Below are 16,041 nucleotides of genomic sequence, written 5' to 3' on the forward strand. Positions count from 1 at the left end.
GTCGAGCACATGCTGCGCCAGGTGACCCCCGGGCGTTACGACGCCTACGAGGCGCTGCTCGCCGCGGTCGCCGAGGGCCGGATCTGGATGCTGCTCTGGCACGGCACGGCCGGCTCACCGGACGCCCAGTACGGGAACATGGAGATCGACGGCCTGGGCTACGCCCCCTGCGTCACCTCCGCCCAGGAGCTCTCCGCCAGTGGCTGGAACCGGGCCCACGAGCTGGTCACCGGACGCGACATCGCCCGCGCCCTGTTCCCCGACCGCTGGGGCATCTGGCTCAATCCGCACGCCCCCGGCGGCGGCGTCGGCATTCCCTGGCTCGACCTGCGGCGCATCGCCACCGGCCTGGACCGGCTGCCCGCCGGTCCGCTCCGGCTCTCCGACCCCGCCATCGAACTCCCCCAGTTCTACGCCCTGCTCACCCAGAACGCCCACCGCACCCCCGCGATCCGCTCCCTGCGCCGCGCCTGGGTGCACCCCGCGGTCGGCGTCCCGTATCTCGCGATCGGCCTCGACCTCTACGACACCGGCCGGGCCTCCGTCGAATCGGTGCGGGAGATGATGCGGCAGTCGGTCGGCGCGGTCCCCGAGGGGCTGCCCGTCTCCACCGTCGCCCTGTCCGACGAGTACGACCCGGTCGGCATGTGGCTGCGCGCGAACGCCCGTCCGTTCTACGACCGCGAGGCCCACGCCCCCGCCGGCCCGCCGCCCCTCGCCGCCCCCGGATACGGCTACCCGCCCCAGCCCCGCTGACCGCTCCGAGCGGCACCCCGGCTTGTCGTCCGGAACAGGTCGTGCTCGTGGGGTCCTGGTCACCCTCCGTCGAACACCCCACGATGTCGGGCTTGTTACGTGCCCGCGTGAGGATGTCCCGGAACTGGACGGTTTGGTAACTGTCCGGGTCTCGACTAGGTCTCACCGCTATCCGGACTGTTCTCTTGCGGCAGGCACCGTCTGTAGTGTGCGGCCATCAAACCTCACCACATGGCGAACCAGGGGTGGACCCATGCGAATATTCAAGTCCCGGGCTGTCCGGGCGGTCACGACAGCGGTCGCTGTCGCTCTGATCGCCACGGGCTGTTCCAGCGAGCGGGACGAGGGCGGCTCCAAGGGGGGCGACAAGGACACCTTCGTCTTCGCCGGAGCCGGTGACCCCGGTTCCCTCGACCCGGCCCTCGCGAGCGACGGCGAGACGTTCCGCGTCACCCGTCAGGCCTTCGAGGCGCTCCTGGAGCACGAGCCCGGTGGGAGCAAGCTCGTCGGCGGCCTCGCCGAGAAGTGGTCGAGCGACCCGGCCGGCAAGGTCTGGACGTTCAACCTGCGCCAGGGCGTGAAGTTCCACGACGGCGAGGCGTTCAACGCCGCCGCGGTCTGCGCGAACTACGACCACTGGTTCAACTGGAAGGGCACGTACCAGTCCAGCGCGGTCTCCTACTACTGGCAGACCATCATGGGCGGGTTCGCGAAGAACGAGGACGCCGAGGCGCCCAAGCCCAACTACAAGTCCTGCACCGCCAAGGACGACAACACGGCTGTCATCGAGGTGAACGAGCCCTCGGCGAACCTGCCGGGCGGGTTCTCCCTCCAGGCGCTGGCGATCCACTCGCCGAAGGCCATCAAGGAGTACGAGAAGCAGGACGCGACCGCCAAGGGCGACGCGATCACGTACCCCAAGTACAGCCAGGAGGCCGGCACGGTCGCCGGCACCGGCCCGTACAAGATCACGAAGTGGAACAAGGGAAACAAGGAAGTCTCCCTCACGCGCTTCGACGGCTACTGGGGCGACAAGGCCAAGGTGAAGAACCTGGTCTTCCGCACCATCTCCACCGAGGAGACCCGCCGCCAGGCGCTCCAGGCGGGTGACATCGACGGCTACGACCTGGTCGCGCCGGCCGATGTGACGACGCTGGAGAAGGAGGGTTACGAGGTCCCGACCCGTGACGTCTTCAACATCTTCTACCTCGGCATGAGCCAGTCGGCGAACCCGGCGCTGAAGAAGCCCGAGGTCCGTCAGGCGATCACGCACGCCATCGACCGCGAGAACCTCGTCAACACCCAGCTGCCCGAGGGCGGCAAGGTCGCGACCCAGTTCATGCCCGACACGGTCGCCGGCTACTCGGACAAGGTGAAGACGTACCCGTTCGATACCGCCAAGGCGAAGGACCTCCTCAAGCAGGCCGGTGCGGAGAAGCTGAGCATCGACTTCTGCTACCCGACCGAGGTCACCCGCCCGTACATGCCTGCCCCGCAGGACATGTTCGAGCTGATGAAGGCCGACCTGGAGAAGGCCGGCATCACTGTCAAGCCGAAGGCCATGAAGTGGGCCCCGGACTACCTGGACGCCACCGAGGCGGGCTCCTGCGCCCTGCACATGCTCGGCTGGACCGGTGACTTCAACGACGGCTACAACTTCATCGGCACCTGGTTCGCCGGGCCCGACAAGCAGTGGGGCTTCAAGGACCGACAGGTCTTCGACGCCGTGAACGCCGCCTCCAAGGTCACCGACCCGGCCGCCCGCACCGCCGCGTACCAGAAGGCCAACGAGGCGATCGCGGAGTACGTCCCGGGCGTGCCGATCTCGTCGTCGCCGCCGGCCATCGCGTTCGCCAAGAACGTCAACCCGCCGAAGGTCTCCCCGCTGACGCAGGAGAACTTCGCCGAGGTCTCCTTCAAGTAATCGCACACCAGCGGGTCCGCCCGGCCACAGCAACCAGGTGGCCGGGCGGACCCGCATCGACGCACGTGAGAAAGGGGCATGCGGGGTGCTGCGACTCGTCGTCAGAAGACTTCTCCAGCTCATTCCCACCCTGCTCGGCCTGTCGGTCCTGCTGTTCCTCTGGCTGAACCGACTGCCCGGCGGACCCGCCTCAGCGATCCTGGGCGAGCGGGCCACCGAAGCCGAAGTAGCGAGGATCAACAGGGCACTCGGGCTCGACGAGCCGGTCCACGTCCAGTACTGGCGGTTCCTCAAGCGCATCTTCGAGCTCGACCTCGGAACCTCCACCCAGACCGGCCAGCCGGTGTGGGACGAATTCACCCTGCGCTTCCCGGCCACCGTGGAGCTCAGCGTCGCCGCGATCCTGATCGCCGTGGTCGTGGGCATCCCGATGGGCTACCTGGCGGCCAAGCACCGCGGCGGCTGGCTGGACGTCGCCTCCGTCTCCGGATCGCTGCTCGGCATCTGCATCCCGGTCTTCTTCCTGGCCATGCTGCTGCGCGGGATCTTCTCCGTGGAGCTGGGCTGGTTCCCGAGCCAGGGCCGGCTCGACACCGGCATCAACGCCACCGACGTCACCGGATTCGCCGTCCTGGACGGCTTGTTGACCGGAGAGTTCGACGCCAGCTGGGACGCGCTCATGCACCTGGTCCTGCCCGCCGTCGCCCTCGCCTCGATCCCGCTCGCCGTCATCGTCCGGATGACCCGCGCCAGCGTCCTGGAGGTGCTCGGCGAGGACTACATCCGCACCGCCGAGTCCAAGGGCCTCGACAAGAAGACCGTTCGCGGGCGCCACGTACTGCGCAACGCCCTGCTGCCCGTGATCACCGCGGTCGGCCTGCTGACCGGCAGCCTGCTCTCCGGTGCGGTGCTCACCGAGTCCGTCTTCGACTTCGGCGGCATCGGCTCCTTCATCCGTACCGCGATCGACGGCCGCGACTACCCGGTCCTCGTCGGGTTCATTCTCTTCATCGCGATGGTGTACGTGCTGATCAACCTGCTGGTCGACCTCGCGTACAGCATCATCGACCCGAGAGTGCGGGTGCACTGACGTGACGATCCTGACCAACAAAGCAGACAAGATCGACCGTCTCGCAGAGCTCACCCAGAGCTCCGAGACCGTCACCGGCACCAGCCTGTGGCGCGAGGCGTTCCGCCGGATGCGCTCCAGCAAGATGGCGATCATCGGCGCGGCGATCATCGCCGCGTTCGTTCTCGTCGCCGTCGTCGGACCGATGCTGGCCCCGCACGGAGCCACCGCGCAGAACTGGCGCAGCGAGGTCTTCCCCAACCAGGGCAAGTTCATCGGCATGCGCGGCGAGAACTGGTTCGGCCTGGACCACCTGGGCCGCGACATGTTCTCCCGCTGGCTCGTCGGGGCCCGGCAGACGCTGCTCGTCGGTGTCGTCTCCATGCTCATCGGACTGATCATCGGGGCGCTGGTCGGTGTGGGCTCCGGAGCCGCCGCCACCCTCGGCGGCAAGGTCGGCCAGCGCGTCGACACCGTGATCATGCGCTTCACCGACATCATGCTGTCGCTGCCCTCGCTGCTGCTCGCGGTCTCCATCGCCGCGGTCCTCGGCCAGTCGCTGACCACCGTGATGATCGCCGTGGGTGTCGTCCAGATCCCCATCTTCGCCCGCCTGCTGCGCGGTTCGATGCTGGTCCAGGGCGGTGCGGACTACGTGCTCGCCGCGAAGGCGGTCGGCATCCGGCGCAAGCGGATCGTGTTCACGCAGATCCTGCCGAACTCGCTGAGCCCGGTGATCGTCCAGGCCACGCTGAGCCTGGCCACCGCGATCATCGAGGCCGCGGCCCTCTCCTACCTGGGCCTCGGCAACCCCGACCCGGCCGTTCCCGAGTGGGGCGTGATGCTCTCGCAGGCGCAGCGCTTCTTCGACAACGAGCCGATGATGGCCGCCTACCCGGCCGTCGGGATCATCATCACCGCCCTCGGCTTCACCCTGCTCGGCGAGGCCATGCGCGAAGCCCTCGACCCGAAGTTGCGAGGCTGAAGTCCCATGTCACTGCTCTCCGTTGAGGAACTCAGCGTCACCTTCACCGCCCGCGGCCGCAAGGACGCCACGGCCGTGGACGGTGTCTCCTTCGAGGTCGACCAGGGCCAGGTCGTGGGCCTGGTCGGCGAGTCGGGCTGCGGCAAGTCCGTCACCTCGCTCGCCCTGATGGGGCTGCTGCCCCGCAAGGGCGTGCGCGTCGGCGGCCGTGCCGAGTTCGACGGCCAGAACCTGCTGACCATGAACGAGCGGAAACTGCGCGATCTGCGCGGCAGCCAGCTCGCGATGATCTTCCAGGACCCGCTCTCCTCGCTGAACCCGGTCGTCCCCATCGGGATCCAGGTCACCGAGATCCTCCAGCGCCACCGCGGGCTGAAGGGCGAGAAGGCCCGCAAGGAAGCCGTCTCCCTGCTCGACCGGGTCGGCATCCCCGACCCGGACCGGCGGCTCAAGGAGTACCCGCACCAGCTCTCCGGCGGTATGCGCCAGCGGGCGCTGATCGCCATGGCGGTCGCCTGCGCGCCCCGGCTGCTGATCGCCGACGAGCCGACGACGGCACTCGACGTGACCATCCAGGCGCAGATCCTGGAGCTCCTGAAGGAGCTGGTCGACCAGGAGGGCACCGCCCTGCTGATGATCACGCACGACCTCGGCGTCGTCGCCGGCCTCTGCGACGAGGTCAACGTCCTGTACGCGGGACGGGCGGTGGAATCGGCGGGCCGCCGCGAGCTGTTCGCCCACCCCACCCACCCGTACGCGCACGGGCTGCTCGGCTCCATCCCGCGGCTGGACGCGCCGCGCGGCGAGCCGTTGCACCCGATCCGCGGGTCCATCAACGACAAGATCGCCTGGGCCGACGGCTGCGCGTTCGCACCCCGGTGCGACCACTACACGATGGAGTGCCTCACCGGCACTCCCGAACTGACCGAACCACGCACGGCCGGACACCAGGTGCGCTGCGTCAACCCGGTCCTGCCCAAGGCGGAGGTCCCGGCATGAGCCTTCTCGAACTGGACGGCGTCAAAGTCCACTTCCCGGTCAAGAAGGGCCTCCTCTTCGACCGTACGGTGGGCCACGTCTACGCGGTCGACGGCGTCTCGCTGAGCGTCGAGGCCGGTCAGACGTACGGGCTGGTCGGCGAGTCGGGCTGCGGCAAGACGACGCTCGGCCGCGCGGTCCTGCGGCTGAACGACATCACCGAGGGCGCGGTCGTCTTCGACGGCACCGACCTGGCGAAGCTGCCCTCCGAGGAGATGCGGGCCTTCCGCCGCCGTCTCCAGATGGTCTTCCAGGACCCGCTGGGAAGCCTCAACCCCCGGCAGAACATCGAGTCCATCCTCGCCGAGGGCATGGCCGCCCACGGCATCGGGAAGGACGCGGCGGAGCGCCGGAAGAAGATCGAGTCCATCCTCGCCAAGGTCGGCCTGCCGTCCAACGCGATGTCCCGCTACCCGCACGAGTTCTCCGGCGGCCAGCGCCAGCGCATCGGCATCGCCCGCGCGTTGGTGCTGGAGCCGGACGTGATCATCTGCGACGAGCCGGTGTCCGCGCTGGACGTCTCGGTCCAGGCGCAGGTGATCAACCTGCTGGAGGAGCTCCAGGAGTCCCTCGGCCTGACCTACCTGGTCATCGCGCACGACCTCGCCGTGGTCCGGCACATCTCGGACGTCATCGGGGTGATGTACCTCGGCGGGCTCGTCGAGGAGGCCCCGAGCGACGCGCTGTACGCGGGGCCCCGGCACCCGTACACCAAGGCGCTGATGTCGGCGGTCCCGGTGCCCGACCCCGAGGTCGAGGACCGCCGCGAGCGGATCCTCCTCCACGGCGACCTGCCCTCCCCGGCGAACCCGCCGGCCGGCTGCCGGTTCCACACCCGCTGCCCGTGGGTCCAGGAGACCAAGTGCGCCACGGAGCGCCCGCCGCTGCTGGACACCGGCGACGGGCACAAGGTGGCCTGCCACTTCACGGCCGAGATCGAGGCCGGGACGGTGACACAGACCCTGGCCACGGGCATCGAGGCGGTCACCGGCACGGAGACGGTGGCTGCCGAAGCGGTGGAGACCGCGGAGGGCGAGGCCGAGGTTCCCGCGAAGGAGCCCGCGATCGTACCGGCCCAGGCCGACGCGGACGCCACGGAGAAGACCGCGGACGCCACGGAGAAGGCCGCGGACGCCACGGAACGGACGGAGGGCGGCCCGAAGGCCTAGGGAGCGCCCGACACCGGCACAATTGCCCGGTGCTCACCGAACTGTTCACGCCCTCCGTCCAGCATGCGCTCGACCTCGTCGGGATCTTCGTCTTCGCGATCTCGGGCGCCCTGCTCGCCGTCCGCAAGAACTTCGACGTCTTCGGCATCGCGGTTCTCGCGGAGGTGACAGCGCTGGGCGGAGGGCTGTTCCGTGACGTGATGATCGGCGCGATCCCACCCGCCGCCTTCACCGACCTCGGCTACTTCACCACCCCGCTGTTCGCCGCCGTCCTGGTCTTCTTCCTCCACCCGCACGTGGAGCGCATCCAGGTCGGCGTCAACGTCTTCGACGCGGCGGGGCTCGGCCTGTTCTGTGTGACCGGCACGGTCAAGGCGTACGAGTACGGCCTCGGGCTCACCGCGTCGGCGGCGCTGGGTCTGGCCACCGCGGTCGGCGGCGGTGTGCTGCGCGACGTGCTGGCCAACGAGGTGCCCTCCCTGCTGCGCTGGGACCGCGACCTGTACGCGGTGCCCGCGATCGTCGGCGCGACCATGGTCGCCCTGTGCATCCGCTTCGACACCCTCAACGCCCTGACCAGCGGAATGGCGGTGATCGCCGCGTTCTCCCTGCGGCTGCTGGCGCTGCGCTTCCACTGGCGGGCGCCCCGCGCGTACAACCGCTCCTCCGCCCGCGCCGAGAAGGGCTCGGCGGCCACCTAGCTGGCCGGAGTCTTTCGTGCGGTGATCCGGCCCGCAAAAAGCTACCGCTCAGTAGTGAGGTGCATGTACCGTGCATGCCATGGCACAGGCAGCGACAGAGGCGGCGCAGACCGCACGGGCAACCATCGGCGACAGCGAGTTCGACCGGGACACGGCGGTCACGCTGCGCGAGGAGGGCGTCTACGACGCCGAGCTCTCCGCGGGCTGGACGATCATCCACGCCGTCAACGGCGGCTATCTGCTGGCCCTGCTCGGCCGCGCCCTGGGCGAGGCCCTGCCGCACCCCGACCCGTTCTCCGTCTCGGCGCACTACCTCACCGCCTCCGTGCCCGGCCCCGCGGTGATCCGCACCCAGACCGTCCGGACCGGCCGCACCCTCTCCACGGGGCAGGCCTCCCTCTTCCAGTACGCGGAGGACGGCAGCGAGGTCGAGCGCATCCGGGTCCTGGCCACCTACGGCGACCTGGACACGCTCCCCGACGACGTCCGCACCACGGCCCTGCCGCCCGCCATGCCCGACCGGGACCACTGCCTCGGCCCGAGCGACGGCGCGCCCAGGATCCCCGGCAGCTCAGCCATCACCGACCGCCTCGACATCAAGCTCGACCCGGCCACCGTCGGCTGGGCGATCGGCGCCCCGTCCGGAAAGGGCGAGATGCGCGGCTGGTTCGGCCTGGCCGACGGCCGCGACGCGGACCCGCTGTCGCTGCTGCTCACCGTCGACGCCCTGCCGCCGACCTCGTTCGAGCTGGGCCTGACCGGCTGGACCCCCACGGTCGAGCTGACCACCCACATCCGCTGCCGCCCCGCGCCCGGCCCGCTGCGCGTCGCCATCACCACCCGCAATCTCGCGGGCGGCTTCCTGGAGGAGGACGCCGAGGTCTGGGACAGCGCCGACCGCCTCGTCGCCCAGTCCCGCCAGCTCGCCAAGGCTCCGCGCACCGCGTAGCCGCACCCCGGGGCACGGTCCCCACCGCCGAGCGCCTCGACGTTCCCGTACGCATCATCTGCCGGGATGTCGGGGCGCTTTCGGCTGTCCGGGTGGCCCGGAATCCAGGGTCGGCAAAGGGGCAAATCACCCGGCAGGGGACTAGTCCGCACCGGGTCGCGCCAGGCATTTGACGGGAGGGTGAGTGTTCACTCACCCTGGGGTGAGTGAACACTCACCCCAGACCGGGAAGGTGCACCATGACCCAACACGCCACGCAGGGCGAGGGCACGGCCCTGACGATTCCGCCGTCCCTGGTGGGCCTCTGGAAGGCCCGCGCCGTCGAGGAGGCCACGGGCGACGCGGAGCCGGTGGACGTGGAGATCGAGTTCGGTGCGGACCGGATCGTCCGGCTGGCCGGACCTCGCGACGAGCACGGCGAGCCGTACTTCACCGGGCGCGGCGAGTGGAGCCAGGACCCCGCCACCGAGGGCCTGTTCCGCTTCGCCCTACGGCACCCGCTGCCGGGCCCCGTGCCGGGCGAGGCGCGGGCCGAACTCGACGGCGCGTTCCTGCACGGCCGCGGGTTCCTGGCGAAGGGGCACACGTACTGCCACTACGAGGACGGTACGGTGACAGGGCCCAGCGTCATCACCGTCGAAGGGGCGGACGTCTCCACCCCCGTCGTCGTACTGCACCGCTGGACGACCTCCCCGGAGCGGCAGGACGCCGTGGCCGACGCCCTCCTCGATGCCTGGCGGCGTACCCCGGCGCCGGCCTCCCCGGGTGCGCTCACCGTCTTCGTCAGCACCAACGGAGACACGGTCTTCGGCTACGAACAGTGGTCTTCCAGCGCCGAGTTGAGAGACTTCGAGCAGCTCGGCCGTCAGGCGGCGGAGGGCGACGCGATCGAGGGCGCCGAGCGGTCCCCGGCGCTCGTGACCGTCCCGTACCGCAGCAGGACGGTGGACCCCGGCCCGGCGGGCTCCTCCGCCACGCCCGGCTGCGTGGTGATCACCACCTTCGGCTTCGGGAGCGCGGAATCCGCGCGGGCCTGGGCCGACGCGATCACGGTCGCCGAGACGGCCCAGCCCGAGCCCACCCCCGGCCTGCTCGCGCGGCACTTCCTGATCAGCGGTGCCGCGGCGGACGGCGGGGTGCAGGTGCTGAACTACTCGGAGTGGAGCGGCGAGGACGCCCACCGGGCCTTCCTGGAGAACCCGGTCGACACGCCCGAGTGGCGGCGCGTCGAGGAGTTCACCTCCGGCATCACCCACGGACCAGGCCGCCGCTGCGTTCCCCGCGGCACGCTCCCCACGGACTGAGGACATCTCGACATGACGACCGAAAGCGGCACGGGCGAGGGCGCGAACGGCGCCCTCGGCACCACCGGCCCCGAAGCGGTGACCGCCGACGGAGCCGCACCCCCGAAGGCCGGGCGGCGCGAATGGATCGGCCTCGCCGTCCTCGCCCTGCCCACCCTTCTGCTCTCCATGGACCTGAGCGTTCTCTACCTCGCCGTTCCCCACCTGAGCGCGGATCTGGCGCCCAGTGGGGCCCAGCTCCTGTGGATCATGGACATCTACGGGTTCCTGATGGCCGGTTTCCTGGTCATGATGGGCACCCTCGGCGACCGGATCGGGCGCAGGAGGCTCCTGCTGGTGGGCGCCTGCGCCTTCGGCGCGGCCTCGGCGCTCGCCGCGTTCTCCACCAGCCCGGAGATGCTCATCGCGACCCGGGCCCTGCTGGGCATCGCCGGGGCGACCCTCGCGCCGAGCACCCTCGCCCTGCTGCGGACCATGTTCCACGACCCGAAGCAGCGCACGGCGGCGATCGGTGTGTGGACCGTCTGCTTCTCCGCGGGCAGTGTGCTCGGCCCGCTCGCCGGAGGCGCGCTCCTCGCCCACTTCTGGTGGGGCTCGGTCTTCCTGCTCGGCATCCCGGTCATGCTGCTCCTGCTCGTCGCGGGCCCGATGCTGCTGCCCGAGCACCGCAACCCGGGCGCGGGGCGCATCGACTTCGTCAGCGCCGCGATGTCGGTCGTCGCGGTCCTCGCGGTGATCTACGGGATGAAGGACATCGCCACCCACGGCCTCGGCGCGGCCAACTCCCTGTCCATCGTCGGCGGACTCGCGGTCGGCGTGGCCTTCGTGGTGCGCCAGCGCAGGCTGGACGATCCCCTGCTGGACCTCGGCCTCTTCTCCACACCGCGCTTCGGACCGGCGCTCGGCATCATGGGCCTGGCCGTGCTGGTGATGTCGGGCACGCTGTTCTTCGTCGCCCAGTACCTCCAACTGGTGCGCGGGCTGAGCCCGTTGCAAGCAGGGCTGTGGATGGTGCCGATGGCGCTCGGCGTGGTCGCCGGCGCCATCACCACCGGCAACGTCATCAAGAAGGTCCGGCCGCCGGTCATCATGGGATCCGGCCTGCTGGTGTCCTGCGGGGCGTTCGTCCTGCTCTCCCAGATGAGCGTCGATTCGCCGATCGCCCTGTTCATCGGCGGCGTCTTCTGCATGTCCTTCGGGGTGTCCCCGGTGATGATCCTCGGCCTCGAACTGGCCGTCGGATCCGCACCGCCGGAGCGGGCCGGCGCCGCCTCCAGCGTCGCCGAGACGATCCAGGAGTTCGCCCTGGGCCTGGGCGTCGCCGTGATCGGCAGCATCGGAACCGCCGTCTACCGGAGCGAACTGAAAGGCGAACTCCCCGCGGACCTGCCCGCCGACGCGGCACGCGCCGCCGAGGACACTCTGGGCGGAGCCGTCCACAGTGCGGCCGACCTCGCGGGCGGCACCGGCGACACCGTGCTCTCCCTGGCCCGCTCCGCCTTCACCGAAGGGCTCCAGACCGCCGCGACGTTGTGCGCGGTCCTGGTGGTGCTCGGTTCCCTCGTCGCCTTCACGGTGCTGCGGGGCATGGGCGGGCCGGGTGGTCACCAGGACGGTGCGGAGAAGGCGGAGCCCGCCCCGTAGGCCCGCGGGCGCCCGTACGACGGTGACGGCCGCACGCCGAAGGCCGCGCCCCTCGTCCTGGAGGGGCGCGGCCTTCGATGGCTCCCAGAGAGTGTCCTAGATCTTTCCGCCCGCCGGGGGGTCGCCCGCGTTCCAGACGAGGTCGAAGGCCAGGGTGCGAAGACGCCAGCCGTCGGCGGTGCGGACCGCCTCCGCCTCGTAGTGGCCGCCGATGCTGAAGTGGCTGTTCGGCTCCGCACTGCGGCGGAGGTGCACGGCCATCAGGTGCGCGGTGACACGGGCGCTGTCGCCGTCGAGGCGTATGTCGTAGTTGGAGCTGAGGTGGTGCGTGCGCTCGAAGTTCTTCCGAGCCGTCTCCAGGAAGGCGACCTGCCCTTCCCGTCCCTTGAACTCTCCCATGGGGAAGGTGAGATGGGTGTCCGTGATGAAGACCGAATCCAGCCAGTGGTCGCTGTTCCGGTCCTGGTCGAGGTGGCGGACGAAGCGGTCGCACAGCTCCGTCAGCTCGACGCGGTCGGTCAGCGCCTGGAGGCGGCGGGAGAGGTCCGCGAGGTCGGGTGCGGTGGTGGTCATGTACGTGTCCCTTCTGGTGTGCGCGGCGCCGGCCGGGTCGGCCGGTGGGCTCGGGCGGCTTCTCGGTGGATGACGGTGCGGTGCGGTGCGGTCGAGCGGAGCGCCGTGGCGGCGAGATGCCCGGCATGCGGCAACGGGACGTTGTGGACGCTCCAGCCCTCCGGACGGGGTGGGGCGGCCGGCGCGGGCGCCCCGAGGAAGTCGGCGGCCACGCCGCGGCAGAGCCCGGTTCCGATCCCCTTCAGATACGCCTCCTTCCTGACCCACAACTCGCCGAATGCTGCCGCTAGTTGATGGCCGCTCAGCTCGGTCAGCTGCTGTCGCTCGTGGGGGTGCAGCGCGCCCAGGCACCGCAGCGCCGACTCCTCGCGCACCGTCCGCTGGACGTCCACCCCGACCGGCGAGGCGGCGAGGGCCACCACAGCGAGGCCGTGGCTGTGCGACAGGGAGAAGTGCGGCGCGTGCGCGGGCACGCTCCGCAGCACGGGTGGCCCGTGCCGGCCGCGGCAGCGGGGACAGGGGGCGCGGCCCAGGTCCAGTCGGTCCGGGGCGATGCCGGTGTACGCGGACAGCAGTGACCGCAGGGCGAGATGGGCGGCGATGTAGGTCTGCCGGTCTCGGGGGCGGCGGTACGCGGCGGCCCGGGCGGTCTCCTCCATCCCCAGCGCGCCTTCGCACCCCAGCCCTTCCACGAGGCCCGGCACTTCCGCGTGCAGCACCCACAGATGCACGACGCCGGGCATGAGCGGCGGTGCCGTCCGGATGTCGTCCCCGTGAGGCGCGCGGGGGTCTCTCATGGCGCCGCGGCCAGGATCCGGGGAGGGCGCCCTGCCGGCTCCGCCGCGTGCGCGAGCAGGCACTCCTCCAGGAAGGCCAGCGCCCGTAGGTGGTAGCTGCGGGCGGTCAGGCCCAGGCTGATGTTGTGGCCCGAATCCGGCAGCTTCTCCACGACCACGCGGGGCGCCGCCCGGAAACGGGAGGCGAGGTCGGTGAGGCTCTCCGGGTCGTGCCGCCACCACTGCTCGTACTCGGCGAACGTCAGCCGGACCGGTACCCGCACCCGGGCGGCCAGCGCGTCGAACGCGTCCGGCCACCGCGCGGCCTCGGCCAGGTCGAGGGCGGGCGGTGGCGTGACGAGTCCGGCCATGTCCCGGAACGTGCCGGGCGGGTAGAAGCGCAGGCGGCCCCAGTGGCGCAGCCATTCCCTGGAGTGGTCCTCCCCGAGCCCCACGGGGTCGGCCGCGTACCGGTGACCGCAGCCCGACACGTCCAGCCCGAGCAGGGGGGCGGGCAGCGGTTCGGCGGCGCAGGTCAGGGCGAGCTTGCCGCCGAAGGAGTGGGCGAGGAGGAACAGACCCGCCCCGGTGTCCATGCCCGTCACCAGGCGGGTGAGCCCGGAGTGCAGCGTCGTGCGCTGGTCGGTGAGGCTCTGGCCGTTCGGCAGGCGCTTCCCGGAGCGGCCGTAGCCGGGGCGGTCGACGGCGACGACGGTGTAGCCGAGCCGGGCCCCGAGGGCGAGCAGGGAGATGTCCGGATGGGAACGGCCGTCGAAGTAGCCCGCCCCCATGCCTGCCCCGTGCAGGGCCACGATCGTGGCCCGCGGGGGACCCTCGGGCTCGGCGACGAGCGCTGACAGGACGATGCCGTCCCCGCAGTCCAGGGCGGCGGGTGTGGCTCTCACACACCGCCCCTGTCCGTGGAGGCGTCCCCGCGCAGCCCGTCCAGCGTCGCCGCCCCCGCATGGAGGCAGGAGAGCAGGGTGCGGGCCTGCACGTTGACGTAGTGGGCGTGCTGCACCAGGTCGCCCAGCTGTCCGGGCGTGAGCCACTGGAAGCCCGGCGGCGGGTTCAGAGGAGCCTGCTGCTCGTCGGCCTCGACGAACAGGTAGCGGATCTCCGCGTTCAGGAAGCGGCCGCCCTCCTCGGAGTGCAGGCCCGCGTAGACGATCCGATCCGCTCCCGCCGCCAGCACCACGTCGAGGAACGGGGGAGGCGTCACCCCGCGCCAGTTGCCCGGATCGCACTGCACGGTCGGCCCCAGCTCGATCGTGTCCAGGAACCCGGCCTCCGCCCGGGCCGCGACCAGCAGGTGCGGCACCCCGGCGATCCGGCGCACCAGGAACGCCGCGACGGCCGGTCCGGTCGGCTCCAGCAGCGGCTGGGACCAGGCGGACACCTCCCGGCTGCCCGCCTCGACGCGCACCGCCACCAGCTGGAAGAACCGGCCGTCCGGCCGTCTCAGCGCGTCCGGACGCTGCTCCCAGCCCGCCAGACCCGCCAGCGGCACCCGGTCCACCACGACATCGTGCCGCGACCGCTCGACGGTCACCCAGGACCGTACGGCCGCGTCCGGCAGCAGCGCGTCCGGCTCCGCGGCGCCCATCGGGAAGCAGGCGACGACGGTCCGGGCGTCCATGTTCACCACGTTGTCGCGGCGGAGCAGCGCACCGATCTGGCCGAGGGTGAGCCAGCAGAAGTCGTCGTCGTGCGGCACCTCGTCGAGCGCCTCGACGAGCATGTTCCGGTTGGCCTTGCGGTAGAACCAGGAACCGTGCTCGGACTGGAGCACGTCGAACACCACCTGCCCCCGGTCCGGGTCGGTGAAGTACTCCAGATACTTCACATCGGCGCCCCGGTGGACCTTGGTGTAGTTGCTGCGGGTGGCCTGCACCGTCGGCGACAGCTGGAGCAGATTGCGGTTGCCCGGCTCCATCTTGGCCTGCATCAGAAAGTGCAGGACACCGTCGATCTCCTTGGCCAGCAGGCCCAGGATGCCGACCTCGGGCTGTCGGATGATCGGCTGCTCCCAGTGCCGGAACGGGCCTTCGGACATCGTCACCGAGAGGCCCTCGACGCTGAAGAACCGGCCCGAGCGGTGCACCAGGTTGCCGGTGTCCTCGGCGAAGGACCAGCCGTCGAGCTCCGCGAATGCGATGCGCTCGACCGAGAAGCGGTGGGCGCGCCGGCGGCCGTCGAGCCAGTCCGCGATGTCGGCGGTGGCGATCCACGCCCCGTCGACGGCCGCGGCGGACCTGGCCAGCCGCCCCGTCAGCGACGCGTCCGCGCGCGGCCGCAGGGCCGCCGTGCTCATGTCCGCTCCCCGGCCGGCGCGACACGGGGCTTGACGCCGATGAACAGCCCGTTGCCGGGGTAGTCGCCCGCGACGTGCTCCATCGAGAGACCGGCCCTGCTGAAGGCCCGGTCGAACTGCTCGTAGCCGTACAGCGAATTCACATGGGAGTCGGAGAAGTGCCGCACGCCCTTGCCCGGTTCGGCCACCAGGTAGTGGATATCCATGCGGCTGGCACTCTCGCTCTCGCGAACGGAGTGCGACACCCGCGCGATCGTCCGGCCGTCCCCCGTGGTCAGGGAACTGCCCACGTGGTCGGGGGTGAAGTTCTCCGGGAACCACCACGGTTCCACGACCACGACCCCGCCCGGTTCCAGATGGCGCTCGAACTCCGCTATGGCGGAATCGAGTTCGTCCTGCCCCAGCAGGTTGCCGATCGAGCAGAACAGGGAGACCACGGCGTCGTACCTGCGGCCGCGCTCGAAGGAGCGCATGTCGCCGTAGTGCACCGGGATGTGCGGCAGGGTGCGCCGGGCCACCGCGAGCATGCCCTCCGTGAGGTCCACCCCTTCGACGTGGGTGAAGTCCTCGGCGAAGTGGCGCAGATGGCCCCCGGTGCCGCACCCCACGTCCAGGAGGGAGGCCGCACCGGGGTGACGGTCGCGGATATGGCGGGTCACCGCCTCGGACTCGGCCCGGTAGTCCTTGCCCCGTCCGTCGTAGATGGCGTCATAGATGTCACCGGCGTCGTAGATCCCGGTGCTCTCCTCGTCGGGCATCAGGCTGCCTTTCTGGCGGAACGCGGTGTCGTCGCGGTCTCGTCGGGGATGGGGGCGCCGAGCGGGCGGTCCCGGCACGGG

At 70.9% G+C, this 16,041-nt stretch carries 15 protein-coding genes; 10 read left to right on the forward strand and 5 right to left on the reverse strand.

Annotated elements, in window-relative coordinates; all coding sequences use genetic code 11:
* The first annotated feature begins 9 nt into the window (after positions 1–9).
* From D581_RS0125310 to D581_RS0125355, 10 genes are all read left to right on the forward strand, one after another.
* Positions 10–756 (forward strand): enhanced serine sensitivity protein SseB C-terminal domain-containing protein, encoded by a 747-nt coding sequence (locus D581_RS0125310; RefSeq protein WP_018959981.1) that lies wholly within the window; start codon positions 10–12, stop codon positions 754–756.
* Positions 757–1,009: 253 nt separating this feature from the next.
* Positions 1,010–2,680, forward strand: a complete 1,671-nt coding sequence (locus D581_RS0125315) for an ABC transporter substrate-binding protein (RefSeq protein WP_018959982.1) — start codon at positions 1,010–1,012, stop codon at positions 2,678–2,680.
* Between the two features lie 85 nt (positions 2,681–2,765).
* Complete coding sequence (locus D581_RS0125320; RefSeq protein WP_018959983.1) at positions 2,766–3,770, forward strand: ABC transporter permease; 1,005 nt, start codon at positions 2,766–2,768, stop codon at positions 3,768–3,770.
* A gap of 1 nt (position 3,771) precedes the next feature.
* On the forward strand, positions 3,772–4,734 hold the full coding sequence (locus D581_RS0125325) for an ABC transporter permease (RefSeq protein ID WP_018959984.1): 963 nt from the start codon (positions 3,772–3,774) through the stop codon (positions 4,732–4,734).
* A gap of 6 nt (positions 4,735–4,740) precedes the next feature.
* Complete coding sequence (locus D581_RS0125330; protein WP_018959985.1) at positions 4,741–5,733, forward strand: ABC transporter ATP-binding protein; 993 nt, start codon at positions 4,741–4,743, stop codon at positions 5,731–5,733.
* Positions 5,730–6,941, forward strand: a complete 1,212-nt coding sequence (locus D581_RS0125335; protein ID WP_018959986.1) for an oligopeptide/dipeptide ABC transporter ATP-binding protein — start codon at positions 5,730–5,732, stop codon at positions 6,939–6,941. Before D581_RS0125330 ends, D581_RS0125335 begins: the two co-directional genes overlap by 4 nt.
* Positions 6,942–6,970: 29 nt before the next feature.
* Positions 6,971–7,642, forward strand: coding sequence for a trimeric intracellular cation channel family protein (locus D581_RS0125340; RefSeq protein WP_018959987.1), 672 nt, complete (start codon positions 6,971–6,973; stop codon positions 7,640–7,642).
* A 79-nt stretch (positions 7,643–7,721) separates the two neighbouring features.
* Positions 7,722–8,591 carry a thioesterase family protein gene (locus D581_RS0125345; protein ID WP_018959988.1) on the forward strand — a complete coding sequence of 290 codons (870 nt, stop codon included), beginning with the start codon at positions 7,722–7,724 and terminating at the stop codon, positions 8,589–8,591.
* A 239-nt stretch (positions 8,592–8,830) separates the two neighbouring features.
* Positions 8,831–9,895: a hypothetical protein gene (locus tag D581_RS1000000139050; protein WP_018959989.1), complete on the forward strand. Its 1,065-nt coding sequence runs from the start codon at positions 8,831–8,833 to the stop codon at positions 9,893–9,895.
* A 12-nt stretch (positions 9,896–9,907) separates the two neighbouring features.
* Positions 9,908–11,539 (forward strand): MFS transporter, encoded by a 1,632-nt coding sequence (locus D581_RS0125355; protein ID WP_018959990.1) that lies wholly within the window; start codon positions 9,908–9,910, stop codon positions 11,537–11,539.
* A 96-nt stretch (positions 11,540–11,635) separates the two neighbouring features.
* On the opposite strand, the gene D581_RS0125360 is transcribed toward D581_RS0125355, so the two are convergent.
* Genes D581_RS0125360 through D581_RS0125380 form a run of 5 tightly spaced genes read right to left on the reverse strand, consistent with a single transcriptional unit; the run spans position 11,636 to position 15,960 of the window.
* The gene (locus tag D581_RS0125360; RefSeq protein ID WP_018959991.1) at positions 11,636–12,112 is read right to left on the reverse strand and encodes a nuclear transport factor 2 family protein; all 477 of its coding nucleotides are present in this window, start codon (positions 12,110–12,112) and stop codon (positions 11,636–11,638) included.
* Positions 12,109–12,909 carry a 4'-phosphopantetheinyl transferase superfamily protein gene (locus tag D581_RS01000000137700; RefSeq protein ID WP_078625922.1) on the reverse strand — a complete coding sequence of 267 codons (801 nt, stop codon included), beginning with the start codon at positions 12,907–12,909 and terminating at the stop codon, positions 12,109–12,111. Before D581_RS01000000137700 ends, D581_RS0125360 begins: the two co-directional genes overlap by 4 nt.
* A complete protein-coding gene (locus tag D581_RS0125370) occupies positions 12,906–13,793 on the reverse strand; it encodes an alpha/beta fold hydrolase (RefSeq protein ID WP_018959993.1) in 888 nt (295 codons plus the stop codon). The genes D581_RS01000000137700 and D581_RS0125370 overlap by 4 nt, the downstream gene beginning before the upstream one ends.
* On the reverse strand, positions 13,790–15,202 hold the full coding sequence (locus tag D581_RS0125375; protein WP_018959994.1) for an NDP-hexose 2,3-dehydratase family protein: 1,413 nt from the start codon (positions 15,200–15,202) through the stop codon (positions 13,790–13,792). The genes D581_RS0125370 and D581_RS0125375 overlap by 4 nt, the downstream gene beginning before the upstream one ends.
* Positions 15,199–15,960 (reverse strand): class I SAM-dependent DNA methyltransferase, encoded by a 762-nt coding sequence (locus tag D581_RS0125380; RefSeq protein WP_018959995.1) that lies wholly within the window; start codon positions 15,958–15,960, stop codon positions 15,199–15,201. The genes D581_RS0125375 and D581_RS0125380 overlap by 4 nt, the downstream gene beginning before the upstream one ends.
* Between the last annotated feature and the right edge of the window lie 81 nt (positions 15,961–16,041).

The sequence above is a fragment of the Streptomyces sp. CNB091 genome, from assembly GCF_000377965.1.

Excerpts from the sequence above, each read along its gene's own strand:
- D581_RS0125310 (WP_018959981.1), top strand. The coding sequence starts at position 10 with ATGCTGCGCCAGGTGACCCCCGGGCGTTACGACGCCTACGAGGCGCTG.
- D581_RS0125315 (WP_018959982.1), top strand. The coding sequence starts at position 1,010 with ATGCGAATATTCAAGTCCCGGGCTGTCCGGGCGGTCACGACAGCGGTC.
- D581_RS0125330 (WP_018959985.1), top strand. The coding sequence starts at position 4,741 with ATGTCACTGCTCTCCGTTGAGGAACTCAGCGTCACCTTCACCGCCCGC.
- D581_RS0125335 (WP_018959986.1), top strand. The coding sequence starts at position 5,730 with ATGAGCCTTCTCGAACTGGACGGCGTCAAAGTCCACTTCCCGGTCAAG.
- D581_RS0125345 (WP_018959988.1), top strand. The coding sequence starts at position 7,722 with ATGGCACAGGCAGCGACAGAGGCGGCGCAGACCGCACGGGCAACCATC.
- D581_RS1000000139050 (WP_018959989.1), top strand. The coding sequence starts at position 8,831 with ATGACCCAACACGCCACGCAGGGCGAGGGCACGGCCCTGACGATTCCG.
- D581_RS0125355 (WP_018959990.1), top strand. The coding sequence starts at position 9,908 with ATGACGACCGAAAGCGGCACGGGCGAGGGCGCGAACGGCGCCCTCGGC.
- D581_RS0125360 (WP_018959991.1), bottom strand. The coding sequence starts at position 12,112 with ATGACCACCACCGCACCCGACCTCGCGGACCTCTCCCGCCGCCTCCAG.
- D581_RS01000000137700 (WP_078625922.1), bottom strand. The coding sequence starts at position 12,909 with ATGAGAGACCCCCGCGCGCCTCACGGGGACGACATCCGGACGGCACCG.
- D581_RS0125375 (WP_018959994.1), bottom strand. The coding sequence starts at position 15,202 with ATGAGCACGGCGGCCCTGCGGCCGCGCGCGGACGCGTCGCTGACGGGG.
- D581_RS0125380 (WP_018959995.1), bottom strand. The coding sequence starts at position 15,960 with ATGCCCGACGAGGAGAGCACCGGGATCTACGACGCCGGTGACATCTAT.